The sequence below is a fragment of the Dyella sp. genome, assembly GCF_051954575.1.
Classification (GTDB): Bacteria; Pseudomonadota; Gammaproteobacteria; order Xanthomonadales; family Rhodanobacteraceae; genus Dyella_B.
In genome coordinates this window covers 15606-40539 of record NZ_JBQCHP010000090.1, presented here as the reverse complement: position 1 = coordinate 40539, position 24934 = coordinate 15606, and the positions used below count along the sequence as shown (strand labels likewise).

General features: G+C 63.3%; 23 protein-coding genes. 16 read left to right on the top strand and 7 right to left on the bottom strand.

Annotation, left to right across the window (positions count from 1 at the left end):
• Positions 1-241: 241 nt before the first annotated feature.
• Both ACTHNE_RS12790 and ACTHNE_RS12785 read left to right on the top strand, forming a co-directional pair.
• On the top strand, positions 242-2314 hold the full coding sequence (locus ACTHNE_RS12790; protein ID WP_440269443.1) for a phosphocholine-specific phospholipase C: 2073 nt from the start codon (positions 242-244) through the stop codon (positions 2312-2314).
• Positions 2315-2407: 93 nt separating this feature from the next.
• Positions 2408-3385 carry an alpha/beta fold hydrolase gene (locus tag ACTHNE_RS12785; RefSeq protein WP_324944724.1) on the top strand — a complete coding sequence of 326 codons (978 nt, stop codon included), beginning with the start codon at positions 2408-2410 and terminating at the stop codon, positions 3383-3385.
• A 43-nt stretch (positions 3386-3428) separates the two neighbouring features.
• Here the strand turns inward: ACTHNE_RS12785 and pepQ are convergent, their stop codons facing one another.
• The 6 genes from pepQ to rph all read right to left on the bottom strand — a co-directional run bounded on the left by pepQ (position 3429) and on the right by rph (position 10428).
• Positions 3429-4748, bottom strand: coding sequence for a Xaa-Pro dipeptidase (pepQ, locus tag ACTHNE_RS12780; protein ID WP_440269442.1), 1320 nt, complete (start codon positions 4746-4748; stop codon positions 3429-3431).
• Between the two features lie 413 nt (positions 4749-5161).
• Positions 5162-5494, bottom strand: a complete 333-nt coding sequence (locus tag ACTHNE_RS12775; RefSeq protein WP_324936887.1) for a PilZ domain-containing protein — start codon at positions 5492-5494, stop codon at positions 5162-5164.
• Entirely contained in the window at positions 5491-7836 is a 2346-nt protein-coding gene (locus ACTHNE_RS12770; protein ID WP_440269441.1) for a DUF1631 family protein, read from the bottom strand. The genes ACTHNE_RS12775 and ACTHNE_RS12770 overlap by 4 nt, the downstream gene beginning before the upstream one ends.
• A gap of 81 nt (positions 7837-7917) precedes the next feature.
• Entirely contained in the window at positions 7918-9090 is a 1173-nt protein-coding gene (gene hemW, locus ACTHNE_RS12765) for a radical SAM family heme chaperone HemW (protein WP_324936883.1), read from the bottom strand.
• A 1-nt stretch (position 9091) separates the two neighbouring features.
• Positions 9092-9691, bottom strand: coding sequence for an RdgB/HAM1 family non-canonical purine NTP pyrophosphatase (gene rdgB / locus ACTHNE_RS12760; protein WP_324936881.1), 600 nt, complete (start codon positions 9689-9691; stop codon positions 9092-9094).
• A gap of 8 nt (positions 9692-9699) precedes the next feature.
• On the bottom strand, positions 9700-10428 hold the full coding sequence (rph, locus tag ACTHNE_RS12755) for a ribonuclease PH (protein ID WP_440269440.1): 729 nt from the start codon (positions 10426-10428) through the stop codon (positions 9700-9702).
• Positions 10429-10510: 82 nt separating this feature from the next.
• Here rph and ACTHNE_RS12750 point away from each other — a divergent pair, with 82 nt between their 5' ends.
• The 7 genes from ACTHNE_RS12750 to ACTHNE_RS12720 all read left to right on the top strand — a co-directional run bounded on the left by ACTHNE_RS12750 (position 10511) and on the right by ACTHNE_RS12720 (position 15631).
• Positions 10511-11368: a YicC/YloC family endoribonuclease gene (locus tag ACTHNE_RS12750; RefSeq protein ID WP_324936877.1), complete on the top strand. Its 858-nt coding sequence runs from the start codon at positions 10511-10513 to the stop codon at positions 11366-11368.
• Positions 11365-12012, top strand: coding sequence for a guanylate kinase (gene gmk, locus ACTHNE_RS12745; RefSeq protein ID WP_440269439.1), 648 nt, complete (start codon positions 11365-11367; stop codon positions 12010-12012). Before ACTHNE_RS12750 ends, gmk begins: the two co-directional genes overlap by 4 nt.
• Positions 12013-12100: 88 nt before the next feature.
• Positions 12101-12937, top strand: a complete 837-nt coding sequence (locus tag ACTHNE_RS12740) for an ABC transporter ATP-binding protein (protein WP_440269438.1) — start codon at positions 12101-12103, stop codon at positions 12935-12937.
• On the top strand, positions 12934-13710 hold the full coding sequence (mlaE, locus tag ACTHNE_RS12735) for a lipid asymmetry maintenance ABC transporter permease subunit MlaE (RefSeq protein WP_324936873.1): 777 nt from the start codon (positions 12934-12936) through the stop codon (positions 13708-13710). The genes ACTHNE_RS12740 and mlaE overlap by 4 nt, the downstream gene beginning before the upstream one ends.
• Before the next feature lie 37 nt (positions 13711-13747).
• Positions 13748-14620: an outer membrane lipid asymmetry maintenance protein MlaD gene (mlaD, locus tag ACTHNE_RS12730; protein ID WP_324936870.1), complete on the top strand. Its 873-nt coding sequence runs from the start codon at positions 13748-13750 to the stop codon at positions 14618-14620.
• A 23-nt stretch (positions 14621-14643) separates the two neighbouring features.
• The gene (locus ACTHNE_RS12725) at positions 14644-15336 is read left to right on the top strand and encodes an MlaC/ttg2D family ABC transporter substrate-binding protein (RefSeq protein WP_324936868.1); all 693 of its coding nucleotides are present in this window, start codon (positions 14644-14646) and stop codon (positions 15334-15336) included.
• Positions 15323-15631: an STAS domain-containing protein gene (locus tag ACTHNE_RS12720; RefSeq protein ID WP_324936866.1), complete on the top strand. Its 309-nt coding sequence runs from the start codon at positions 15323-15325 to the stop codon at positions 15629-15631. Before ACTHNE_RS12725 ends, ACTHNE_RS12720 begins: the two co-directional genes overlap by 14 nt.
• A gap of 71 nt (positions 15632-15702) precedes the next feature.
• Here ACTHNE_RS12720 and ACTHNE_RS12715 read toward each other — a convergent pair whose 3' ends face one another.
• The gene (locus ACTHNE_RS12715) at positions 15703-16554 is read right to left on the bottom strand and encodes an MlaA family lipoprotein (protein WP_324936864.1); all 852 of its coding nucleotides are present in this window, start codon (positions 16552-16554) and stop codon (positions 15703-15705) included.
• A 211-nt stretch (positions 16555-16765) separates the two neighbouring features.
• Between ACTHNE_RS12715 and rpoZ the strand changes: the two genes are divergently transcribed.
• From rpoZ to ACTHNE_RS12680, 7 genes are all read left to right on the top strand, one after another.
• Positions 16766-17056 carry a DNA-directed RNA polymerase subunit omega gene (gene rpoZ, locus ACTHNE_RS12710; RefSeq protein ID WP_284320151.1) on the top strand — a complete coding sequence of 97 codons (291 nt, stop codon included), beginning with the start codon at positions 16766-16768 and terminating at the stop codon, positions 17054-17056.
• A 112-nt stretch (positions 17057-17168) separates the two neighbouring features.
• Complete coding sequence (locus ACTHNE_RS12705) at positions 17169-19358, top strand: RelA/SpoT family protein (RefSeq protein WP_440269449.1); 2190 nt, start codon at positions 17169-17171, stop codon at positions 19356-19358.
• Positions 19359-19395: 37 nt separating this feature from the next.
• Complete coding sequence (locus ACTHNE_RS12700; protein ID WP_324936858.1) at positions 19396-19779, top strand: RidA family protein; 384 nt, start codon at positions 19396-19398, stop codon at positions 19777-19779.
• A gap of 80 nt (positions 19780-19859) precedes the next feature.
• Positions 19860-21974, top strand: a complete 2115-nt coding sequence (recG, locus tag ACTHNE_RS12695) for an ATP-dependent DNA helicase RecG (protein ID WP_324936889.1) — start codon at positions 19860-19862, stop codon at positions 21972-21974.
• A gap of 102 nt (positions 21975-22076) precedes the next feature.
• Positions 22077-23018, top strand: a complete 942-nt coding sequence (locus ACTHNE_RS12690; protein WP_324936856.1) for a nucleoside hydrolase — start codon at positions 22077-22079, stop codon at positions 23016-23018.
• A 58-nt stretch (positions 23019-23076) separates the two neighbouring features.
• The gene (locus ACTHNE_RS12685; RefSeq protein ID WP_192676870.1) at positions 23077-23322 is read left to right on the top strand and encodes a type B 50S ribosomal protein L31; all 246 of its coding nucleotides are present in this window, start codon (positions 23077-23079) and stop codon (positions 23320-23322) included.
• Positions 23323-23563: 241 nt separating this feature from the next.
• Entirely contained in the window at positions 23564-24859 is a 1296-nt protein-coding gene (locus ACTHNE_RS12680; RefSeq protein ID WP_440269437.1) for a citrate synthase, read from the top strand.
• Positions 24860-24934: the final 75 nt, after the last annotated feature.

Below are 24934 nucleotides of genomic sequence, written 5' to 3'. Positions count from 1 at the left end.
TGGCGAACGCCGGAATCCAGTTTGAACATGTCGTGCGAAGCACGCCACGTAGGTTTTTGTGTGCTTCGCACGGCTTATTTGACTGGATTCCGGCTTTCGCCGGAATGACGATAAGGCGATGTCGAATATTGCGGCTTCCTCCACGTCTTCGCCAACCAGACCCATAGATGTCGCACGCTTGCAACGTTCGCCCCGCAGCATCGCGCGGCGTCATCTACGCAAAAACAAAAGGGAACGCAGCATGACCTCGATGAGCCGCCGCCGCTTCCTGCAACTGCTGGGCAGCACCACGCTTGCCTCGGTGCTCCCCGCCAGCATCACGCGCGCATTGGAAATTCCCGCGCATCGGCGCACAGGCACCATCGAGGACGTCGAGCACATCGTCATCCTGATGCAGGAAAACCGCTCCTTCGATCACTACTTCGGGGCGTTGAAAGGCGTGCGCGGCTTCGGCGATCCGCGGCCGGTCAACCTCACTTCCGGCAAGCCGGTGTGGTACCAGCCGAACGGTTCGGGCTACGTGCTGCCGTTTCGTCCCACGGCGCCGGATCTCGGGTTGCAGTTCCTGGAAGATCTTGCGCACGACTGGACCAGCACGCATGCCGCATGGAACGCGGGCCAATACGATCAATGGGTGCCAAGCAAAGGCACCACCACCATGGCCTACCTGACGCGCGAGGATATTCCCTATCACTATGCGCTTGCCGACGCGTTCACCGTGTGCGATGCGTATCACTGCTCGGTGATGGGCCCGACCGATCCGAACCGCTACTACATGTGGTCCGGTTGGGTCGGCAATGATGGCGCCGGCGGCGGTCCGGTGATCGACAATGCGGAAGCCGGCTACGGCTGGTCCACCTATCCGGAAGTGCTGCAGAACGCCGGCGTTTCCTGGAAGATCTACCAGGACGCCGGTAACGGCCTGGATGCGAACGGCGCCTGGGGCTGGACCGACGATGCCTACATCGGCAACTACGGCGACAACTCCTTGCTGTACTTCAACCAGTACCGCAACGCGCAGCCCAACAGCCCGCTGTACCAGGGCGCGCGTACCGGCACGGCGATTTCTGCCGGCGGAGGTCTGTTCGATCAGCTGCGCAGCGACGTGGCGGCCAACAAACTGCCGCAGGTGTCGTGGATCGTTGCGCCCGAAGCCTATACCGAACATCCGAATTGGCCGGCGAACTACGGTGCCTGGTACATCTCGCAGGTGCTGGATGCGCTCACCAGCAATCCGGAGGTCTTCAGCAAGACGGTACTGTTCATCACCTATGATGAAAACGACGGCTTTTTCGATCACGCCGTGCCGCCCTGCGTGCCGCCGTCGGATGCGCAGGGCCAGTCCACCGTTTCCATTGCCAATGAAATTTTTCCGGGCAACGTCTATTACCCGGCCGGGCCGTATGGCTTGGGGCCGCGCGTGCCGATGATCGTGGTGTCGCCGTGGAGCAAGGGCGGTTGGGTGTGTTCGCAGGTGTTCGACCACACCTCGATCATTCAATTCATCGAACGGCGTTACGGATTACCGGAGCCGAACATCACCGCATGGCGTCGCGCGGTGTGTGGCGACCTCACCACGGCCTTCGATTTCGCCAAGCCCAACGGCGCACAAATATCGCTGCCGAGCACGCATGCGTATCTGCCGCCGGATGATTTGCGCCATCCCGATTATTCGCCCACGCCGCCAACGAACCAGGCGCTGCCGTTGCAGGAACCGGGTGTGAAACCTGCGCGCGCGCTGCCGTATGACCTGCAGGCGCTTGGCCGCTGGGAAGAGGGAAAGCTGCGCATCGATTTCCGCAATGAAGGCCGCGCTGGTGCGTGTTTTCACGTGCGTTCGGCCAGCAACGGCAGCGGCCCGTGGTTCTATACGGTCGAGGCGGAAAAGTCGCTGTCGGCCAGCTGGCCGATCCAGGGCGTCTACGAATGGCACGTCCATGCGCCGAACGGTTTTGCTCGCAGCTTCAAGGGCGATGCCAGCGCGCGCAAGACGATGCTGCAGATCGCCAGCCGTTACGAACGCGAACACGCCCGCATCGTGCTGCTGCTGGCGAACGAGGGCCACGACTTTTGCAATGTCTCGGTCGAGAACCTCTACAACGGCGAATCCATCAGCTATCTGCTGAAGCCCGGCGAGCATGCGGAAAAGCAGTGGCATCTGGGCGACAGCTACGGCTGGTACGACCTGATCGTGCACGCGGATGCCGAGGCCGGTTTCGTGCAACGCTTGGCCGGACATGTAGAAACGGGCGAGGCGAGCGTGACGGATCCGGCGATCGGCCAGGCGCGCTGGTTGAATGACCAAAAGCCATGACCTGCCACATCATGCGGCGATGACCTCGCACATCATTGCTTGCATGAAGCACTGCGTGAATGATGGGCGTCATTCATCGCATCGGGAATCGACATGCAACGCAGAGCTTTCCTGCAGCTCACGGCCGGCCTGGTCGTATCGAGCGTTTTGATCGGACGCGCGCCTGGCCTTCTGGCAAAAGGCCACGCAAAAGAAGTCCTGGACGAAAAGCGTTTCCACGCCAGCCGCCGCTTTGTGCAGACTTCGTTCGGCCGCATTGCCTATGTCGAACGCGGTAGCGGAGAAGCGGCGCTGTTCCTGCACGGTTTTCCATTGAACGGCTTCCAGTGGCGCGGCGCGCTCGATCGCCTGTCGCCATATCGCCGTTGCATCGCGCCGGACTTCATGGGATTGGGTTACACCGAAGTGGCACAAGGGCAGAGCGTTGCGCCCGATGCGCAAGTGACCATGCTGATTGCGTTGCTGGATGCACTCGGAATCGCCAGCGTGGATCTGGTCGGAAACGACAGCGGCGGTGCGGTCGCGCAACTTTTTGTAACGCGTCATCCGGAACGCGTCCGCACCTTGCTGCTCACTAATTGCGATACGGAACACGAAAGCCCGCCGGCGGCAATGCAGCCGGTGATCGCGCTGTCGCATAAAGGGAAGTTCGTGGATCAATGGTTGGCGCCATGGCTGGCCGACAAGACGCTGGCGCGTTCGCCGCAAGGTATCGGCGGCATGTGCTTCGCCAATCCGGCCGATCCTACGGACGAGGCGATCGATTGCTACTTCCGGCCGCTGCTGAGTTCGCCTCGCCGCAAGGCGTTGGTGCATGCCTATGCGATCGCGCTGGAACACAATCCGCTGCAGGATATCGGCCCGGCGCTGCGCCAGTGCAAAGTGCCTACGCGCATCGTGTGGGGCGTGGACGATACGATCTTCTCGCTCGCCGGAGCGGAATACCTGGACAAGACGCTGGGACATTCGCTGGGCGTGCGGCGCTTGGCGAATGCGAAGTTGTTTTATCCGGAGGAACGGCCGGAGGTGATCGCGGAAGAGGCGAGGAAGCTTTGGGGTATCGCCGCGTAAGGATCACCGCCATGCCGCTGCGGGGGCATGGCGGTTGGCGAGCTTACGCGTGCGCCGCAAATGCATCGCGCGTGAGGTTCTCCGGTTCGCCATCGGTACACACCACATCGTCCTCGATGCGGATGCCGCCGTAGGGACGGAACGCGTCCACCTTGTTCCAGTCGATGTCGTTGGCGACCGGCTTGGCGCGCAGTTCCTCCAGCAGCATGTCGATGAAATACAGGCCCGGCTCGATGGTGACCACCATGCCCGGTTCCAGTGCACGCGTCATGCGCAGATACGGATGCCCTTCCGGACGTGCAATAAAGCCGCCGCTCTCATTGGCCTGGAAGCCGGCGACATCGTGCACCTGCAAGCCGATCGGATGGCCCAGGCCGTGCGGGAAGAACGCGGAAGTCACGCCCGATTGCACCGCGCTTTCGGCGCTCAGGCGAATCAGGCCATGCTCGCGCAACACCTCGGCCAGTACGTGATGGGCATGGATGTGCAGCTCCGGATAACTCTGCCCGGCTTTGACCTTCGCACCGAAGCCCTGTTGTGCGCGCTCCATGCTATCGATCAATGCCTGGAACTCCTGGTGACCGTCCGCAGCGTAGGTACGCGTGATGTCGCTGGCGTAACCGGACGCGTTTGCGCCGGCGTCGATCAGGAACGTGCGGCGCTGTTTCGGCGGTATGCGATCGAAGTGCGTGTAATGCAGCACAGCAGCATGCTCATTGAGGCACACGATGTTGGAGTAAGGCAGTTCCTTTTCGGTCTGGCGGGCGGCGGCGAGGTAAGCCAGTTGAATACCGAATTCGCTCTCGCCGGCGCGGAACGCTTTTTCGGCAGCGCGATGGGCGCGCGTGCCGATGCGGCTGGCTTCGCGCATCAACGTAAGTTCGTAGGGTGTCTTGTAGCTGCGGTGCCAATGCAGGTAGTTGACGACGGCTTCGGGATTGTTCGCTTCCACGCCTTCGATGCTGGGGCATTCCGGCGCGATCACCGCGCGGCGGCCCTTGGGCAGCAGTGCCACTGCTTCGGCATAAGTGCGTACGATGGTGATGTCGAACTGACCCACCCAGTAACCGCTCGGTGCAGCGGGCACCACGTGCCAGTAGTCGCGCGGTTGCACAAAGATCAGCTTGGGCTTGTCGCCAGGCGTGTACACGACCCAGCTGCCTGGCGCATCGGTAAGCGGCAGCCAGTGGCGGAAATGCGGATTGGCGACGAAGGGATAATCCTGGTCGTCGAGGAAGATGCGCAGCGGCGTGCTGGCGGCAATCAGCAAATGATCGAAACCGCCCAGCGCCAGCGCCTGGTCTGCGCGCTGGCGCAAGGTGGCGACGTGTTGGGCATACAAGGGGGCAAGATCGTGGCTCATGCTGCGGTCCGGGCGTGGTGTCGATCCGGCCAGTTTAAGGCAACACTGAATAAGTATCGCCGTCGTCACCAGCCCTGTCTGTTCGCAGGCCACAGGGCCGTCGGCGAAGGCAGACTGGCCGTCTGTCGAGACGGGTACCTGCGGCATGCGGACAGACAGGGCTGGCCCCACGTATTGAATGTAAATGATGGGGTGATGCCTGGAAGGCCCGCAGGCTGCGCCGCGCGGCTTGGCAAGACGGCCAGTCTTCCCGGCGCCGCGCTACACACCCTGCGAGCCTTCCAGGCATCATGACGCCGGCGATACTTATTCAGTGTTGCCTTAACGCTGCGCGCAGCGGCATCGGCGTGAGCGGTGCAGGTGGAAGAAATTCGTCGGCGTGCACGCGGAAATCCGCACAGGCTCGGGTGTGATCACCCTTGCTGCAACCATCGCTCCAGTTGCGCGGCATCGTTGCTGCCGATGGCGATGATGCGAAAGCCCGACCAGATTTGCCCGGGCGTGGCTGCTGGCTCGTGCCATTGTTCCTGGATGCCGACTTCGATGGTCGGCATGCTGCCATCCAGCGCGGGCAGCGGCACGCTCACCTGATACACCGCTTCGCTGCGCGGCCGATGCGGACTGATCAGCAGCATGCCGTTGCTGGAGAGGTTGCCCAGCTGACCTAGCGATTGGCCGGAGATCGTATCGGTGACGGTCACGACATAGTTGGGACGTTTGCGCGGTGCGCGGCGCTGTTCGTTCATGGGCGTGCCTCCGGCAGCAGCGGCGCGGGGCGCAGCAAGTTGTTGGTCAGCGCGTGCCAGGCGCGATCGATCAGGTTCTCGTCATGCGCAGGCAATTCGCGCACGCGGCCATCCGCGATGGCGCGCGCCAGCTCCTGCAGGTTCATTACGTCGTTGCGCTGGCCGCGGCGATTCACGAACAAGCTGTTTCCCGATATGGGGGAGAACCAGGCCAGTTTTTGCTGCGCGGTCTTGCCGGTGGCCGGATCGGTGAATTCGAACCAAGTGCCGAACGGCAACTGCCGCAGATGATTGTGGATGCGCGCTTCGCGCAGGCCGAGCGGCGGCACCACGGCGGCCTGCGCCGATGGCGGCGCTGTTTCCTCGGCGCGATGTTCGCCCAGGCGCTGGCGCTGTTTGAGGCGGATCGCCAGATCCGTGGCGCTGGGCGGATCGGTCATACGCGGCGCAGGCGTTGCGGGCGCGGTGATCGGCGAAGGTTCGAGCTGCGGCACGGATGCGGGTTTTGGCGCCTCGGCGACCGGTGGCGCACCGTCGGGGGCGGCCGGCTTGGAAACGGCAGGCGATGGTGTGTCCACACTGATCAGGCGTTGCGCGACCTGATCGGCTTCATCCGCGTGCATGCCGATTTGCTGCAAGCCTGCTTCCACTTCCTGGCGCAAGGCGATCGGGTCGTTTACCGGGAATTGGCCGAGCAGCTGATCGGTGATGCGCAACTGATGCAGGAAGGCTTCACTGTGTTCGTCGTGACGCAGCAGCGTCAGCGCAAGCACGTCGGTCCATGCGCGTTCGAGCAGGGTACGCAACAGTCCGCGCGGCGACACGATGGCGAAGCGTTCGGCCATCAGCTCGTCCGCGCGCCGGCGTGCCTGCTCCAGCCGCTCGCGGCCTTGCATGGCTTCCACGTGGCGGCGCTCGGCTGCCTGCGCCTTGCGCACCAGTTGCATCAAGTGATGTTCGATATCCGCCAGCAGGCTGTTGTAGAGCCCGGCGGAGGGTGGTTCCTGTTGCGCGCGTTCGACCAGTTGACCGAGTTTGGCGAGCAGTTGTCGATCGGTTTCGCCGTTTGCACCGTCCACCCAGGTGTCGAGGGTTTCGGCCAGTTTGCCCAGCAACTGGCGCGCGGGATGTTCGCGCTGGTCGAAAAATTCGCGATCGGCGACGGCGAGCCGCAGCATCGGCAATTGCAGGTTGCCCAGCAATGCGCGCGCGTCCGGACCATGATGCAACTGCTGAGCGAGCTGCTCGAACAGCATTGCCACCAGTTCCACCGTATCGCCTTGCTCGGGCGTGAGCTGCGTGCGTGCGGCGCCGGGCGGCAAGCCCAGGTTGAGCTGGTACAGCAATTCTTCCTGCAGGCGTTGCGCACTGCGCAGTTCGCGGGTGGTGCGATCGGTGACTTGCGCCATGTGTTGCTGCAGGGCCGAGAGTGCCGTTTGCAACTCGTCCGGAGAAGCCATGCGTCCGGCGGGCGAGGCCGCTGCGGAAGGATGCGCGCGTTGGCGCGCCAGCAGGTCCCGCAGGGTTTCGAGCACCGCAATCGGCTCATCGCTGCGCGCGGCGGCAGGCGCCGCCGATGCCGACGCGGGCGTGGCATTCGGCGAACCGGTGTAAGCGGGGCCATGCGCGGGCCGCGTCACGGTGAACGCGCGCAACCTGGGAAGAATACCGTCGCCCAGCAATTTGGCGTTGATGCCTTCGTACAGCGATACCAGCGTGCGGCCGACACTGTTCTCGAATTCCTGCAGCAACAGCAGGCGATGCTCGATCGGCAGATTCATCGGCTCGCTGGTGGCGCGCAGGATGCGCGCCAGGTTCTGCGGCCCGACCGGCAGCTGCTTGCCTTCAAGAGGTGGAGCGGCGACGAGCACGGCCAGGCGATAGGAGAGTTCGGACAAGATCGCGCCGTTTTGCGCTTCGCCGCGCGCGGCGAGCTTGTCGAGGGCGGCGGTGAGTTCGTGTTCGGTGCGATCGAGCAGGGTCAGCGATTGCAAGCTCAATGCCTGCGAGGCTCGCTCGGCTTCGTCCTCTTCGCCCACGCGATCGAAGCTTTCCCGCAACTTCGCGCAGAACGATTGGACGAATGCGTTGCGATTTTGCTTTACCAGATGGCGGCTGTCGAAGCAGCGTTGTTGTTCCAGATGGTTGCGCGATTGTTCGGCGTATTCGTACAGGCGCTTGTCGAAGCGGTCCAGGCACAACCGCAGCGTGGGTTCGGCCCAGTGGTCGCACAAGATGCACGCCGTTTCGATCAGCTTGCGTGCGCGCAAGGACATCCTGCTGAGGTCGGCAATGCGACCGCCAGGCGCAGACGATGGATACACCGTTGGCTCGACGTCCATGACCTGAATTCCCCGTGAGTTCCCCGTGCGGCAAGTGTATGCCGGTTCCCGGGCCTCGTCATGGGTTTTGTGATCTGGTTCTCACTTTGCCTGGCCCAGGAAGCTGGCAATGACATCGTTGAGAAAGCGCTGCCCCAGCGGGGTGGTACGCAGGACGTGGGGGTCGTTTTCCAGCCAGCCCCTCTGACGGCCGGCGGCGAGGCGGGCGGCGATGTGTTCGGCCGGAAGGCCGGTGCGGACGGTGAAATCGTCCAGGGGGGCGCCGTCGATCAAGCGCAGGGCATTGAGCATGTATTCGAACGGCAGCTCGTCGGTCGGCACCGCGGCATGGCCACCGATGCGGGCCGGCATGCCGGCGGCTTCCAGGAACGCGTTGGGATGGCGGGTTTTCCAGCGGCGCAGCACCTCGCCGGCAGCGGCATCGGTGAGCTTGCCGTGGGCGCCGGCGCCGATGCCGAGGTAGTCGCCGAAGCGCCAGTAATTGAGGTTGTGCGCGCAGCGCCGGCCGGCTTGGGCGTAGGCGGAAATTTCGTATTGCGCGTAACCGCTTTCGGCGAGCTGCGCTTCGCAGGCTTCCTGCATGGCCCAGGCAGTGTCGTCATCCGGCAGCGGCGGCGGATGCGCGGCGAAGACGGTGTTGGGTTCCAGCGTAAGTTGGTAATGCGAGATGTGCGTGGGCTGCAGCGCCACCGCGCGATCCACGTCGTGCAAGGCGCCGGACACGTTTTGTTCCGGCAGCGCGTACATCAGGTCCAGATTGATGTTTTGCAGGCCCGCATCCTGCGCGGATTTCACCGCCGCCTCCGCTTCCGCAGAAGAATGAATACGGCCGAGGCGCTTGAGCTTGCTGTCATCGAAGCTCTGGATGCCGAAGGAAATGCGATTGACGCCAGCGGCCAGATAGCCATCGAAACGGCCATGCTCGACCGTGCCGGGATTGGTTTCCAGCGTGATTTCGCAATCTTCGGCAAAAGGCAGGCGGGCGCGGGCGCCAGCGAGAAAGCGAGCGATCAGATCCGGCGAGAACAGGCTGGGCGTGCCACCGCCGAAAAACACGCTGATGATCGGTCGGTCGTGCAACGCTTCGCCGAAATCGTTGCGGTCGGCATCCAGGTCGGCCAGCAGCGCATCCACATAGCCGGCATACGGCGGTTCGCCGCGCACGCCGTGCGAGTTGAAGTCGCAGTACGGGCATTTCTTTACGCACCACGGCATGTGGACGTACAGCGCGAGCGGTGGTGCGATCAGCTGCATCTCAGGCGTGCAGCTCGGCGATGCGCGCGTGCAGCTCGGCCATGGCCTGGCCGCGATGGCTGAGGCGGTTCTTTACCTCATGGTCGAGTTCGGCCGCGCTTTGCGATTGGCCGTGCGGCAGGAACAACGGGTCATAGCCGAAACCGCGTTCGCCACGCGGCGCGTCGAGTACGCGGCCATGCCAGCGCCCTTCGGCGATCAAGGGTGCCGGATCTTCCGCATGCCACAACAAGGCCAGCACGCAGATGAAAAAGGCGCCACGTCGTTCCTCCGGCACGCCCTCAAGTTCGCGCAGCAGGCGCGCATTGTTGGCGTCAGCATTGCCATGGCCGCCGCTGTAGCGGGCCGAGTACAGGCCAGGTGCGCCGTGCAGGTGCGGCACGCACAAGCCCGAATCGTCAGCGAGTGCCGGCAGTCCGGTCACCTGCGAAGCATGACGCGCCTTGAGTAGCGCATTTTCGACGAAGGTAAGGCCAGTTTCCTCGGCATCTTCTACACCGAGTTCGGCCTGCGCAATCACTTCGAACGGGCTATCGGCGAGCAGCTTGTTGAACTCGGCAAGCTTGCCGCGGTTGCTGCTGGCCAGGACGATGCGTTGCATGCGCACGCTCAACCAAGATCCAGCGCGGCGCGCTGCAGGCCGATCAACTCGGCGATGCCTTTGCCGGCCAGATCGAGCATGGCGTCCATTTCGCTGCGGCGGAACGCGTGACCTTCGGCCGTACCCTGTACTTCGATGATGCCGCCGCCGTCGTTCATCACCACGTTCATGTCGGTATCGCAGTGGGCGTCTTCGTCGTAGTCGAGGTCGAGCACCGGCATGCCCTGGTAGACGCCCACCGATACCGCCGCCACCGCGCCGATGATCGGATTGCGGCGCAGGTTTTCGCGTTTCATCAAGAGGTTCACCGCATCGGCCAGCGCCACATAGGCGCCGGTGATGGCAGCGGTGCGCGTGCCGCCATCGGCCTGGATCACGTCGCAATCGAGCGTGATCACGCGTTCGCCCAGCGCTTGGCGATCGACGCAGGCGCGCAGGCTGCGGCCGATCAGGCGCTGGATTTCCATGGTGCGGCCACCCTGACTGCCGCGCGTGGCTTCACGCTGCGTGCGGGTGGAAGTGGCGCGAGGCAGCATGCCGTATTCGGCGGTGACCCAGCCTTCGCCCTTGCCGCGCAGCCAGGGCGGCAGGCGGTCTTCGATGCTGGCGGTGCAAAGCACGCGCGTATCGCCAAAGGCGATCAGCACCGAACCCTCGGCGTGGCGGGTGTAGCGGCGCTCGATGGTAACGGTGCGCAACTGGTCGCTGGCGCGACCGCTCGGGCGGGACACTGGCATAGGATTCGTTGGGACAGTCGGGACGAGACAGTTTACCATTGCCCCCTTTGTTGCCCCTTTCCCTGCCGGAACCCGCATCTCCATGATTCGCAGCATGACCGCCTATGCCTCTGCCGAAGCGACCACGTCCGTGGGGGCGCTTACCTGCGAGCTGCGCACGGTCAATCACCGCTATCTGGAGCTCAGCCCGCGCCTGCCGGAAGAGCTGCGCGTGTTCGAATCGGCCTTGCGCGAGCGCATCGCCGGCCGGCTTTCGCGCGGCAAGGTGGATGTGACGGTGCGCCGCGGCGAATCGCGCGGCGAATCCCTGCAGGTCGACAATGCGATGGTGGGCCGCCTGTCCGAACTGGCGCTGGATCTGGAAGCGCGTTTCCCGCGCATGCGCATCGAACTCACCGAGCTGCTGCGTTTCCCCGGAGTACTGCAGCATGCACAAATCGATCAGGAAGCGCAGCAGGCCGCGCTGATCGACGTGCTCGATCGCGCGCTCGATGCACTGACCGCCACGCGCGAGCGCGAAGGCGCCAAGCTGGGCGAGATCCTGCGCGAGCGGCTGGATGCGATCGAACGCATCGTGACCGACGTGCGTGGCTGGATGCCGGAAATCCGCACCGCGCTGCGCGCCCGGCTGGAATCGCGCCTGGCTGATCTGAAACAACCGGTCGACCCCGGCCGGCTGGAACAGGAACTGGTGCTGCAAGTCACGCGCTCCGATGTGGACGAAGAGCTGGATCGCCTGAGCACGCACATCGTCGAAACGCGCCGCGTGCTCGGCTTGAAGGAACCGGTGGGGCGCCGCCTGGATTTCCTGATGCAGGAATTCAATCGCGAGGCCAACACGCTCGGCTCCAAATCAGTAGACGCGCGCACGACCAATGCGGCGGTGGAATTGAAAGTGCTGATCGAGCAGATGCGCGAACAGGTGCAGAACATCGAATGAGTGCGCATACGCCCCGCACCGACGTCACCGAAGGCACGCTTTTCATCGTCGCCGCGCCCTCCGGCGCCGGCAAATCCACGCTGGTGAACGCACTGCTCGAACGCGAGCCTGACATCTCGCTGTCGATTTCCCACACCACGCGCCCGCCGCGCCGGGGCGAGCAGTATGGTCGCCATTACTACTTCGTGGAGCGCGCCGAGTTCGAGCGCGAGGTGGCCGAGGGCATTTTTCTCGAGCACGCCGAAGTGCACGGCAATTTTTACGGAACTTCGCGCACGACCGTGCAGAATCTGCTGCAACAGGGGCGCGACGTGCTGCTGGAGATCGACTGGCAGGGTGCCGCGCAGATCCGCAAGGCCAAGCCCGACTGCGTGAGCGTGTTCATTCTGCCGCCGTCGCGGGCGGAACTGGAACGCCGCCTGCGCGGGCGTGGCTCGGACAGCGAGGACGTGATCGAGCGCCGCTTGGGCAATTCGCGTGGGGAGATCGCCCACGCCCATGAGTTCGACTACATCATCGTCAACGATCGCTTCGAGGATGCGCTCCAGAGCCTGCAGGCGATCGTGCGGGCGGTGCGCCAGCGCAGTGCTTTGCAATGCCAGCGGCACGAGGCCTTGATCCGGGAACTCCTCGGCACAACCTGAACACGAATTCGGACATTACTGTACCGGGTCGCATAGCATTAGGCGCCCAGTTCAGTTAACTTTTGCACTTTCCTCCGGCCCCCTTGCCATGACCGATACTGTCCAAGCCCAACCTGAGGATCGCGCCCTGGTGCGCATTCGTGGCCTGACCACGGTGCTCAACGGCAAGGTCGTGTTCGACAAGCTGGACCTGGATATCCCGCGCGGCAAGGTGACGGCCATCATGGGCCCCAGCGGCACCGGCAAGACCACCTTGCTCAAGCACATCACCGGCCAGATGCGCGCCAATTCCGGCGAGGTCTGGGTGGACGGATTGAACGTGGGTAAGCTTTCACGACAAGCCTTGTTCGATTTGCGCGAGCGCATCGGCTACCTGTTCCAGAACTCCGCGTTGCTCACCGACTTCGACGTGTTCGAAAACGTGGCGTTTCCGCTGCGCCAGCATACGCGGCTGCCGGAAGTGCTGATCCGCAACATCGTGCTCACCAAACTGCAGGCGGTCGGCCTGCGCGGCGCGGCGTCGCTCACGCCTGCGGAGCTGTCCGGCGGCATGGCGCGCCGCGTGGCGCTGGCGCGGGCGATCGTGTTCGACCCCATGCTGATTCTTTATGACGAGCCGTTCGTGGGCCTGGACCCGATCGCGCTCAACCAGGTGCTGAAGCTGATCCGTACGCTCAACGAGACGTTGGGCATCACCAGCGTGCTGGTGGCACACGAGCTGGAAGCGATCAAGCAGGTGGCCGACCACGTCTATCTGATCGCCAACGGCAAGGTGGTGGGGCAGGGCGATCCCAAGTCGATCGAGCACGACGGCTCGCCGTGGACGCGCCAGTTCTTCGGCGGCGAGGCGGACGGCCCGGTGCCATTCCAGTATCCGGCCGGCGATTACGCCGAGGCCCTCGGTTTCAGGCAAGGTGCGGTATGAGTGCGCAGATGCGGCGCGGCGAAAATGTCGTCATTGGTTCGCTGGCCCAGATCGGGCGCTGCGGCTTGTTCTTGCTGCGCATTCTGGCCGCGATCCCACGCAGCCTGCGCCACACGCGCGAAACGGTGCGGCAGTTGTGGTTCGTCGGCGCGATGAGCCTCACCATCATCATGACCTGCGGACTGTTCGTTGGCATGGTGCTGAGCTTGCAGCTCTATCACGTGCTGTCCATTTTCGGCGGTACCTCGGCGACGGGTTCGGTGGTGGCGCTGTCGGTGTATCGCGAGCTCGGGCCGGTGGTGACCGCACTGTTGTTCGCCGGCCGCGCAGGCACCTCGATCACCGCGGAAATCGGCCTGATGCGCGCGACCGACCAGATCGCGGCGATGGAAATGATGGCGGTCGATCCGATCGCCTATGTCGCCGTGCCGCGGTTTCTTTCCGGCCTGATCGCCATGCCGCTGCTGTGCTGCGTGTTCTGCGGGCTGAGCATTTTCGGCGGTCACCTGGTGGCGGTGGACTGGCTGGGGGTCGACAACGGCACGTTCTGGTCGAACATGACTTCCACGGTGAAAGTGTGGGACGACGTGGTCAACGGCGTGATCTGGAAAAGCCTGGCGTTCGGCGGCGTGGTTTCGCTGATCGCGGTATTCCAGGGCTATACCACCGCCCCCACCAGCGAAGGCGTGGCGTATGCCACCACGCGTACGGTGGTGGCTTCCTCGATCGCGATCCTCGCGCTCGACTTCGTGCTCACTGCCTTCTTGATGTGACCCCCATGAATCATCGCTTCTTTCTGAGGACTTCGTCGTGAGCCAGAGAAAATCCTATGCCGTCGGCACCGGCCTGTTCATCGTGTTCGGTTTCGCCGCACTGGCCTATCTCGCTACGCAGACGACCTCGGTCGTCAACAGTCATCAGGGCGCCAGCTACACGGTCGATGCGCAGTTCGCGAACGTCGGGCAGCTCAAGGAACGCGCGCCGGTGAAAGTGGCGGGCGTGCGCGTGGGCCAGGTGCAGTCGATCAACCTGGAGCCGGGCAAGGACGTGGCCGACGTCAAGCTTTCCATCGACAAGAAATTCGGTCAGATCCCCACCGACTCGACCGCGGTGATCTACACCAGCGGCCTGCTCGGCGACCAGTATGTGGGCCTGCAGTTCGGCACGGCCAAGAACTATCTTGCCGATGGCGGCCATCTGGTCTTCACCCGTTCGACCCAGCCGCTGGAAGAAATGCTCGGCAAATTCTTCGGTGCCGGTGGCGTAGCCGATGCGATCGGCGGCAGCTACAAGGTGACGGCGCACTTCACCAACGTCGGCACTTTGTCAGTGGGCGCGCCGGTAAAGATGTCGGGCGTGGCCATCGGCAGTGTGACTGACGTGAAGGCCGATCCGGTGAAGCTGGACGCCACCGTCACGTTGGCCATCGACAACAAATACAACCAGATTCCGGACGATTCGGCCGTCGCCATATTCACCAGTGGTTTGATCGGCAGCCAGTATGTTGCGATCCAGCCCGGTGGCTCGCCCAATTCGCTCAAGGACGGTGACCAGCTCGTGCTGACGCAGTCGGCGATGCAGCTGGAAGATCTGATCGGCAAGTTCCTGGTCAATGGTTCGTCCAGCGGCGGCAACAACGCCGGTGGCAACGGTTCGTCCAATCCGCCCGCCGGCAAACATTGAGCCGGCTTTACGAGGAGTCTTTCATGTTGCGTCATCTGGCTATTGCTACTGCCATTGCCCTGGGCAGCGTCGTTGTTGCCGGGCCGGCATTTGCGCAAGGTGCATCGAGCGCGCAAGCCACCAATGCATCGACCCCGCAGGCAGTGCTGCAGAATGTCATCGAGCAGCTCAATACGCAGATCGCCGATCACAAGGCGGAGCTGCAGAACAACCATTCCAAGCTGGTGTCGTTGATCAACCAGATCTTCCTGCCGCATTTCGACACCGATTGGGCTTCGATCCTGGTGCTCGGCATGCACGCGCGTGAAGCCTCGCCGGACCAGCGTTCGCGTTTCGCCAAGGCCTTCTCTTCGTCGCTGATCAATCGCTACGCGGAAGGCCTGCTGAGTTATTCCAAGGGCGCGATCAAGGTGCTGCCGTTCCAGGGCGAGCTCAACGACAAGTACACGGTGATCAAGACCGTCGCGACCACCGACGACAAGAAGCAGATCGCGGTGAACTTCGTGTTCCACAAGACCGCCGACGGGCAGTGGAAGGCCTATGACGTGATCATCGAAGGCATCTCCTACATCACCAACTACCGCAACCAGGTCGATGCCGAGATCAAGAAGGAAGGCCTCGACCAGCTGATCACCAAGCTGGAAACGCAGGGCGACAAGGCGTTGCAGCAGATGGAACAGAACGACAAAGGCAACAAGGGCAATGGCGCCAAGTAAATCCGGCGATTTTCGGGTTGCTTCCGACCGGCCGGACATGGTCTGCGTGTCCGGCACCTTGAATTTCGCAACCGCGGAAAACGCGCTGATGGCCATGCGCAAGGCGTTCGCGAACAACGATCGCCATACGCTGGATCTTGCCGGCGTGGATAGCTGCGACAGCGCCGGCCTGGCCTGCGTGCTGGCGGCGCTGTCGGAAGCCGATCAAGGCGGACGCCGCGTGCTGGTGCAGCATGTGCCGGCGGGCATGCAGGCGCTGGCGCGGGTTTGCGGTGTGGAATCCTTGTTGCACTGACACCCTGCAGAAAATGCAGGCAAAAAAAAGGGGCTCCGCATGGAGCCCCGTTTTTCGTTCCAGCGCTTCAATCAGGCGCCGCCCGACTTCTGCTGCTTCTGTTGCTGCTCCCATTTCTGCTGCTCCTTGAGCAACTCTTCGGGATCGTAGTTCTGCTGGTTGTTCTGGTTCGAACCGCCCTGCTGCAGTTTCAACATCACGTCCGCCGGCGGGTTGCCGTCGTAGATCTTGTTGAGGCGGTTCTGGCGCCAGGCATCACGCACGAACGCATACGGGTCGTAGGCCTCCTTGAGGAAGGAATCGGCATCGAGCAGCTGCGCGCGCATCTGGATGAAGTAGACCACCTGCGGGATGTAGTACTGGCCCCAGTGGAACTTGTGATTGCTGGAGAAGTAGCTGAGCGGATCGAACAGGTAGCCATCGACCGGATACTGCCACACGTCGCGGAAGGTCGAGGGGCCCAGGAACGGCACCATCAGGAAGTCGCCTTCGGGCAGGCCCCAGCGGGCCAGGGTGATGCCGAAGTCGGTTTCCTTGAGCGGAATCTGCATCTTCGTGGCCGGATCGAAGAAGCCGGCCAGGCCCACCGTCATATTGATCAGGAAGCGGCCGGTGTCGTCCATGGCGGCACTAGGGCGGGCCTGCAGCAGATTGTTGGCGATGCTGATCGGCAGGCGGATATTGGTGAAGAAGTTGCTGATCGAGGTCTGCACCGGCTTGGGCGTGACCTTGGTGTAGCCCACCGCCACCGGGCGCAGCACGTGGGTGTCCAGCGCCATGTTGAAGGCGTAGCTCTTGCGGTTGAACTTCTCCAATGGATCGTCGGTGCGCGGTGGCGCAATGGCGCAGCCAGCGAGCAGCAGCAACATGGCCAGCGCGGGCAGGAGACGGCTAAGCGGGGCAAGACGGGGCAGGGAGGGCATCGAGGGGGAATCCGCTGCAAAGGGTTCGAGGGGTAAAAGTGTACTTGCTGGTTTTATATTGTGCACGCATTGCAACATGTTTCGTGCTGGCGTGCGACGGCCGCGCATGATAGAGCTAGTCCAATCTAGTCGCGAGCCCTTGCGTTGCCAGCCAGGTAACCGGCCGATAAACTGTAAGGCCGCATAAGTTTTTATAGTTCAAGGATTTCCCATGGCCCGTATCACCGTGGAAGACTGCCTCGAGGTAGTCAACAACCGTTTCGAGCTGGTTCTCATGGCGACCAAGCGCGCCCGCCAGCTCGCCAATGGTGCCGAACCGGCAGTCAACCCCGACCACGATAAGCCGACCGTGTTGGCGCTGCGTGAAATCGCCGATCGGCGCATCGACCAGGCCACGATCGACGAGATCGACCGCGCCGAGCGCGAGCGCGCCGAACGCGAGGCCCTGGAATGGGCCGCACAAGAAGTGGACGACGATCTCTCCAAAGGCGGAGACGACTGATGGATAGCGGTGGCTGTCGACAACGTACGCGTCGAACCGGTGGCCCCGGCTCGACGGTCCGTGCGTGGCGCCGCCGCTTGCTTTCCCTCACTTCTTGCCAGGAGGCGGCCGCCTGAACGGGCGTCCGGACTCCATGACGGCGGCCACGCATCCCGCATCTGAGGATACGTCCGCACTGCCCTCGTACGTGCTGGCGTTGAAAGAGCGCCTTGCCTACCTGCCCGAGCCGCAGGTGGCGCGGGTGGTGCGCGCCTACCAGGTGGGCGCCGTGGCGCACGAAGGCCAGACGCGCAAGAGCGGCGAGCCCTACATCACCCATCCGATCGCGGTGGCTGGCATCCTGGCCGAATTCGGCATGGACGCGGAAACCATCATCGCCGCGATCCTGCACGACACGCTGGAAGACACCGCGCTCACCCGCACCGAACTGGCCGGCGAATTCGGCGAGCCGGTAGCGGAACTGGTCGACGGCGTCACCAAGCTGGACAAGATGCGCTTTTCCAGCCGCCAGGAGGCGGACGCCGAAAGCTTCCGCAAGATGCTGCTGGCGATGGCGCGCGACCTGCGCGTGATCCTGATCAAGCTGGCCGATCGCACCCACAACATGCGCACGCTCGGCGCCAAGGATTCCGAATCGCGTCGCCGCATCGCGCGCGAAACGCTGGAAATCTACGCGCCGATCGCACAACGCCTGGGCATGAACAAGATCAAGGCGGAGCTGCAGGATCTGGGATTCCGTGCGCTGCATCCCGACCGCTACCGCGTGATCAGCGAACGCATCCGCGCGGCGCTGGGCAATCGCCGCGAAGCGATGGGTCGCATCGAAGGCGCGCTTACCTCACGCCTGGTCGAGGAGCGCATCCCGGTGCGCGTGGTAGGGCGCATCAAATCGCCGTGGAGCATCTATTCGAAGATGCGCAACGAGCACAAGAGCTTCGCGCAGCTGATGGACGTGTACGGTTTCCGCGTCGTCACCGACAGCGCGATGAGCTGCTACATGGCGCTCGGCGTGGTGCATGCCTTGTACAAGCCGGTCGATCGCCGCTTCAAGGATTTCATCGCCATTCCCAAGGCCAACGGCTATCAGTCGCTGCATACCGTGCTGCTCGGGCCGTTCGGCGCGCCGATCGAAGTGCAGATCCGTACTGAGGAAATGGATTCGGTAGCCGAGCGCGGCGTCGCGGCGCACTGGGCCTATAAAACAGAAAGCGGTCCCGCCAACAGTGCGCAGGCGCGTGCGCGCGAATGGCTGTCCGCGCTGGCCGACAGCCAGGCGCATACACCGTCCGCGGCCGAGTTCATCGAGAATGTCAAGATCGACCTGTTTCCGGATGAAACGTATCTCTTCACCCCGCGCGGCGACATCCTGTCACTGCCGCGCAACGCGACGGCGCTGGATTTTGCCTACGCCGTGCACACCGACGTGGGCGATCACGCGGTAGCCGCGCGCGTCGACAAGAAATTGCTGCCGCTGCGCGCGCGGCTGGAATCGGGACAACTGATCGAGATCATCACCGCGCCTTCCGCCGTGCCCAATCCGGCGTGGCTGGAGTTCGTGGTCACCGGCAAGGCGCGCACGGCGATCCGCCAGTACCTGAAACATCTTCAGCACGAGGACGCGGTGGATTTCGGCCACCGCATGCTCGATCGCGCGCTGGATGCCCTGGGTACCAATCTCGATGCGATCCAGCCGGCGGCGCTGGAAAAATTCCTGCACAAGTCCAAGTTCAAGCGCCTGGAAGAACTGCTGGCCGATATCGCGCTGGGCAATCGCATGCCCGACCAGGTGGCCAGTCAGCTGGTGGCGTCGCGCGGCGGTGCGTCCGGCCGTGGCGCGCCGATGTCGCATCCGGCGGAAAAGATCCACATCACCGGCGCCGAGCGCGGCGTGCTGAGCTTCGCCAATTGCTGCCATCCCTTGCCGGGGGATGAGATCGTCGGCTACCTCTCGCCGGGCAAGGGTATCGTGGTGCATCGCACCGAGTGCCCGAACATGGCGGAGCTGCGCAAATCCTCACCCGAGCGCTGCGTGGACATCGAGTGGGATCGCGACGTGCAGGGCGACTATCGCGCCGAGCTGCGCATCGAGGTCATCAATCGTCCGGGCGTGCTCGCCACGGTGGCGGCCGCGATCGCCGCCGCCGATTCGAATATCGAGAACGTCGAATATGTCGAGCGCGACCTTGCGGCCGCCACGCTGCTGTTCACCATCGAGGTGAAGAACCGCAAGCATCTGGCCGAGGTGATCCGGCGCGTGCGGCGTACGGGCGTGGTGAGCGGGGCTTATCGCTATCCGCTGTAGCGTTACACTTGGGGTTTCATTCCGACGGATGATTCCCATGCCCCGCACCATCATCGCCACCGACAAAGCTCCTGCAGCGATTGGCCCCTATTCGCAAGCCGTGCGCGCCGGCAACACCGTGTATTTTTCTGGCCAGATTCCGCTCGATCCGGCCGCCGGCACGCTGGTGGAAGGCGACATCACCACACAGACCCGCCGCGTGTTCGACAACCTCAAGGCCGTCGCCGAGGCCGCCGGTGGCTCATTCGACAAATTCGTGCGCGTGGGCATCTACGTGACGGACCTGGCGAACTTCGCCGCCGTCAACGCGGTGATGAACGAGTATTGCCAGCCGCCGTATCCGGCGCGCTCCACCATCGAAGTGGCCGGCTTGCCCAAGGGTGCGCAAGTGGAAGTGGACGCGATCATGGTGCTGGACTGATCGAACCGCGCGCAGATGGCTGACAGTTTTCGTCCGCAGCCCGATTCGCCAAGCCGGCGTGCTCGGTTAGTCTTGTGTCGATGGCCGCCCAGAAACTTCAACGTGCTGCTGTAGCCGACGACGACCCTGGCAAGCGACCGGTCACGGCGCTGGCCGGTGTCGGTGCCGCGCTGGTCGAATCGCTGGCGCGGCTGGGGCTGCACCGCGTGCAGGATCTATGGTTCCACCTGCCGCTACGCTACGAGGACCGCACCCATCTGACACCGTTGGCCGACCTGCGCCCTGGCATGCGTGCGCAGGTGGTGGGCACGGTCGACGCGGTGGAGAAGGGTTTTCGTTATCGACCGCAACTGAAGGTGGCGATCGGCGACGGCGCGATGCAAACGTTGCTGCTGCGCTTCTTTCATTTCAATCGCGCGCAGGCCGAACAGTTTCGCGTCGGCACGCGGCTGCTCTGCTACGGCGAAGCGCGGCAGGGCAATGCCAGCCTGGAGATGGTGCATCCGCAATACCGTCGCCTGGAAGACCATGCGTCCGTCGTATTGGATGAGCTGCTCACGCCGGTCTATCCCACCACCGAAGGACTTGGGCAGAAGCGCCTGGGCAACGTCATCGCCAAGGCGCTGCAACAGCTGCCGATCGAAGCGGAACTGGAACTGATTCCACCCGTGCTATGCGGCAAGTTCGGCCTGACTTCGCTGCGCGAGGCGTTGCTGTACGTGCATCGGCCGCCGCCCGATGCACGTATCGATCAATTGATGCAGGGGCGTCATCCCGCACAGCAACGTCTGGCGTTCGAAGAATTGCTCACCCAGCACATGAGCCTGAAGCGTTTGCGCGCGGCGGTACGCGAGCGATGCGCGCCGAAGCTTGGCGGGGGCGACACCTTGCGGCAACGTTGGCTGGCGTCGCTGCCGTTCCAGCTTACGGGCGCGCAGCAGCGCGTCATCGCGGAAATCGCCGTTGACATCGCCCAGCCGCGGCCCATGCTGCGTCTGGTGCAAGGCGATGTCGGCTCCGGCAAGACCGCCGTGGCGTGCGCCACTGCGCTGGCGGCGGTGGAAGCGGGTTATCAGGTGGCCCTGATGGCGCCTACCGAATTGCTCGCGGAGCAGCATCTGCGCAACTTTCGGCATTGGCTGGAGCCGTTGAACATCCATGTCGAATGGCTGGCCGGCAAACAACAAGGCAAGGCGCGCCAGCAAGCCATGCAGCGCGTGGCCGAGGGTGCATCGATCGTGATCGGTACGCATGCCCTGATGCAGGAAGGCGTGGCGTTTGCGCGCCTGGGGCTGGTGATCGTCGACGAGCAGCATCGGTTCGGCGTGCAGCAACGCCTGGCCCTGCGCGACAAGGGCGTGGAAGGCGAACTGGTGCCGCATCAACTGGTGCTCACCGCCACGCCGATTCCACGCACGCTGGCCATGAGCGCCTATGCCGACCTGGACATTTCGGCCATCGACGAATTGCCGCCGGGCCGCACGCCGGTGCAGACGGTAGCGATTTCCAATGCCCGCCGGGCCGAGGTGGTCGAGCGCATTCGCGTCGCCTGCATGGAAGGTCGTCAGGCCTACTGGGTGTGCACCTTGATCGAGGAATCCGAACAACTGCGCGCGCAAGCGGCCGAAGCGGTGCACGCCGAGCTTTCGCATGCGCTGACCGAATGTCCCGTGGGCCTGATCCATGGACGCATGAAGCCAAAAGAAAAGCAGGCGGTGATGGATGCCTTCAAGGCGGGCGAGTTGTCCGTGCTGGTCGCCACCACGGTGATCGAAGTGGGCGTGGACGTGCCCAATGCCAGCCTGATGGTGATCGAAAACAGTGAGCGATTGGGCTTGGCGCAATTGCATCAATTGCGTGGACGCGTAGGACGTGGCGCCGTCGCCTCCAATTGCGTGCTGCTGTATCAACCACCGCTGGGCCAGCTCGCGCGCGAACGCCTGCAAGTGATGCGGGAAACCAACGATGGCTTTCGCATTGCCGAAAAGGATCTGGAATTGCGTGGCCCCGGCGAAGTGCTGGGCACGCGACAAACCGGCCAGCTCAGTTTCCGCATGGCCGACCTGGCGCGTGATGCGCATCTGCTGCCGGCCGTGCAGCAGGTGGGCGAATACATGCTTGCGCATCATCCCGAGCGGGCAGGGCGTTTGATCGAACGCTGGATCGGCGGTGCTGCACGTTATGCCGGCGCGTAACAGGAACGGAAACATCGATCGCAAAAACAAATGCCGCCTGTTGCCCATCTGCCGTACTCTGCGCATATAAATTCCGATTCCTAATTCTCCACTCCCGAACCCATGACCCAACCCCAACTGCTGATTGATACCGATCCGGGTGTCGACGATGCCCTCGCCATTCTGATGGCGCACGCGCATGCCGATGTGCTGGGCTTGAGCATCGCTGCCGGCAATGTCGGCCTGGCACATACCACGCGCAATGCGCGCACGCTGGTGGATGTGGTGGGCGCTTCCACGCCGGTCTTTGCCGGATGTCCCACGCCGCTGGTACGCCTGCCTGAAGAAGACGCAGCATTCGTGCACGGCCTGGATGGCCTGGGCAACGTCGGGTTTCCGGAACCCAAAACGGTGGCTGCGCAAGAGCATGCTGCGCTGGCCTTGCTGCGCATCACGCGCGAGCATCCGGGCGACATCACTTTGGTGGCCTTGGCGCCGCTGACCAACCTCGCCTTGGCGCTGCGGCTGGATCCTTCATTGCCCGAACGCGTCAAGCGCCTGGTGGTAATGGGCGGTGCGGTGACCGGACACGGCAATACCGGCCGCGTGCCCGCGGAATTCAACGTCGGCTTCGATCCCGAAGCGGCGCATGTAGTGTTCGAAGGCTTCCCCGATTTCGATCTGGTCGACTGGGAACTCACCCTGCGGCACGCCTTCGACGAAGACGAATTTGACCAATGGTTGGCGGCTGGCGATCACCGCGCCGAGTTCTTTGGCCGCGTGTTCCAGGTGGCGCGCGAGACCAATCGCGAGCGCGGGCGGCGCGGCATCATCGCGGCGGACGCCTTGGCGATGGCAGTGGCCATCGATCCTTCGGTGGTGGTGCGCAGCGAGCGCCGTCATGTGGGCGTGGAATTGGATGGCCGCCTGACTCGTGGCGCCACCGTGGTGGACTGGGGGCATCGCCTGGGCCTGCCCGCGCAGGCGAACGTGGTACTGGAGCTGGACCAGGCCAAGTTCGCGGCGATGGTGCGGCGGGCGCTGGGTGCGCGCCTGCCGGCTTGACCGCGGCCATGGCTGGTCGATACAATGCCGCTCTTTTCACGCAAGCTTTGAGTCCGTCATGAAGCCCGATATCCATCCGAACTACCGTCAGGTGGTGTTCCAGGATCTCTCGTCCGACTTCGCGTTTCTGACGCGTTCGACGATTGCCACCAAGGAAACCGTCAAGTGGGAAGACGGCAACGAGTACCCGCTGGTCAAGGTGGATATCTCCAGCCACTCGCACCCGTTTTACACCGGCAAACAGAAGACCATCGACGCTGGTGGTCGCGTGGATAAGTTCCGCCGCCGTTACGCGCAGAAATAATTTACGAACCGCCGATCAGCGGCGGGTCCAGTGATCAAGCACAAGGCAGGCCTCGCGCCTGCCTTGTGCTTTTTCACGCGCCGTCAATCCGACCATGCGCCGTCGGATCGTTTGCAATGTGATGTGCGATAATGGATCGGATGCATCGCCGCTTTCCCCCTCGTCGATGCGCCTTTCCCTTTGCCGGGTGGTCACCGTTTTGCGGTTGCCCCGGTGGCGACCCAATGCGTAGGAGGCTTCCGTGTCCGATTCCAAATCCGTCAAGCTGGTTGATGAGTCCAACGGCCGTAGCAGCGAACTCCCGCTGCTGAACGGCACCATTGGTCCGGCCTGCATCGACATTGCCCCGCTCTACAAGGACACCGGGCATTTCACCTACGATCCCGGTTACGGCAGCACCGCCAGCACCAAGAGCGCCATCACCTACATCGATGGCGACCAGGGCGTGCTGATGTATCGCGGTTATCCGATCGAGCAACTGGCCGAGAAATCCAGCTTCCTCGAAGTGGCCTATCTGCTGCTGCACGGCGAGCTGCCGAACAAGACCCAGTTCGCCGGCTTCGAAAACGACATCACGCATCACACGATGATGCACGAGTCGCACAAGAACTTTTTCCAGGGCTTCCACCACGACGCGCATCCGATGGCGATGCTGGCCGCATCGGTGGCCTCGCTCTCGGCCTTCTATCATGAAGACCTGGATGTCGATAATCCGGAAGACCGCAAGCTGGCCGCGATCCGCCTGCTGGCGAAGATGCCGACCATCTCCGCTGCGTGCTATCGCTATTCGATCGGCTGGCCGTTCCGTTATCCGCGCAACAATCTCGAATACGTAACGCGCTTCCTGCACATGATGTTCGAAGTGCCGAGCGAGCCGCTGGAGCTCAGCCCGGTGTGCGCCAGGGCGCTGGACCTGTTGTTCATCCTGCACGCCGACCACGAGCAGAATGCATCCACCTCGACGGTGCGCCTGGTCGGTTCTACCGGCGCCAATCCGTATGCCTCGATCGCCGCCGGCATCACCGCGCTGTGGGGCCCCGCGCACGGCGGTGCCAACGAAGCCGTGCTCAAGATGCTCGAAGAGATCGGTTCGCCCGACAAGGTGGAAACCGCCGTCAAGCGCGCCAAGGACAAGAACGACAACTTCCGCCTGATGGGCTTCGGCCATCGCGTGTACAAGAATTTCGATCCGCGCGCGAAAATCATCCGCGAGATGTGCCACAAGGTGCTGTCCGAACTCGGCGTCAACGATCCGCTGCTCGACGTGGCGATGAAGCTGGAAGAGGCCGCGCTGAAGGACGACTATTTCGTCGAACGCAAGCTGTACCCGAACGTCGACTTCTACTCCGGCATCATCTACAAGGCGCTGGGCATTCCCACCGAGATGTTCACCGTGATGTTCGCCATCGCGCGTACCGCTGGCTGGATTGCGCACTGGATCGAGCAGCACGAAACGCCCGGCTCGCGCATCGGTCGTCCACGCCAGCTCTACGTGGGTGCCGACAAGCGTGACTATGTGGGCATCGACAAGCGCTGATATGGGCGAACCCCTCCCTCTCTTTTGCGGAGGGGTTCAATCTTGTACCGCGGTAGATCGGAACAGCGCTTCGAT

Bases quoted from the DNA above. Each gene is read 5' to 3' on its own strand.
- ACTHNE_RS12790 (WP_440269443.1), top strand. From the start codon at position 242: ATGACCTCGATGAGCCGCCGCCGCTTCCTGCAACTGCTGGGCAGCACC.
- ACTHNE_RS12785 (WP_324944724.1), top strand. From the start codon at position 2,408: ATGCAACGCAGAGCTTTCCTGCAGCTCACGGCCGGCCTGGTCGTATCG.
- pepQ (WP_440269442.1), bottom strand. From the start codon at position 4,748: ATGAGCCACGATCTTGCCCCCTTGTATGCCCAACACGTCGCCACCTTG.
- ACTHNE_RS12775 (WP_324936887.1), bottom strand. From the start codon at position 5,494: ATGAACGAACAGCGCCGCGCACCGCGCAAACGTCCCAACTATGTCGTG.
- ACTHNE_RS12770 (WP_440269441.1), bottom strand. From the start codon at position 7,836: ATGGACGTCGAGCCAACGGTGTATCCATCGTCTGCGCCTGGCGGTCGC.
- hemW (WP_324936883.1), bottom strand. From the start codon at position 9,090: ATGCAGCTGATCGCACCACCGCTCGCGCTGTACGTCCACATGCCGTGG.
- rdgB (WP_324936881.1), bottom strand. From the start codon at position 9,691: ATGCAACGCATCGTCCTGGCCAGCAGCAACCGCGGCAAGCTTGCCGAG.
- rph (WP_440269440.1), bottom strand. From the start codon at position 10,428: ATGCCAGTGTCCCGCCCGAGCGGTCGCGCCAGCGACCAGTTGCGCACC.
- ACTHNE_RS12750 (WP_324936877.1), top strand. From the start codon at position 10,511: ATGATTCGCAGCATGACCGCCTATGCCTCTGCCGAAGCGACCACGTCC.
- gmk (WP_440269439.1), top strand. From the start codon at position 11,365: ATGAGTGCGCATACGCCCCGCACCGACGTCACCGAAGGCACGCTTTTC.
- ACTHNE_RS12740 (WP_440269438.1), top strand. From the start codon at position 12,101: ATGACCGATACTGTCCAAGCCCAACCTGAGGATCGCGCCCTGGTGCGC.
- mlaE (WP_324936873.1), top strand. From the start codon at position 12,934: ATGAGTGCGCAGATGCGGCGCGGCGAAAATGTCGTCATTGGTTCGCTG.
- ACTHNE_RS12725 (WP_324936868.1), top strand. From the start codon at position 14,644: ATGTTGCGTCATCTGGCTATTGCTACTGCCATTGCCCTGGGCAGCGTC.
- ACTHNE_RS12720 (WP_324936866.1), top strand. From the start codon at position 15,323: ATGGCGCCAAGTAAATCCGGCGATTTTCGGGTTGCTTCCGACCGGCCG.
- ACTHNE_RS12715 (WP_324936864.1), bottom strand. From the start codon at position 16,554: ATGCCCTCCCTGCCCCGTCTTGCCCCGCTTAGCCGTCTCCTGCCCGCG.
- rpoZ (WP_284320151.1), top strand. From the start codon at position 16,766: ATGGCCCGTATCACCGTGGAAGACTGCCTCGAGGTAGTCAACAACCGT.
- ACTHNE_RS12700 (WP_324936858.1), top strand. From the start codon at position 19,396: ATGCCCCGCACCATCATCGCCACCGACAAAGCTCCTGCAGCGATTGGC.
- recG (WP_324936889.1), top strand. From the start codon at position 19,860: ATGGCCGCCCAGAAACTTCAACGTGCTGCTGTAGCCGACGACGACCCT.
- ACTHNE_RS12690 (WP_324936856.1), top strand. From the start codon at position 22,077: ATGACCCAACCCCAACTGCTGATTGATACCGATCCGGGTGTCGACGAT.
- ACTHNE_RS12685 (WP_192676870.1), top strand. From the start codon at position 23,077: ATGAAGCCCGATATCCATCCGAACTACCGTCAGGTGGTGTTCCAGGAT.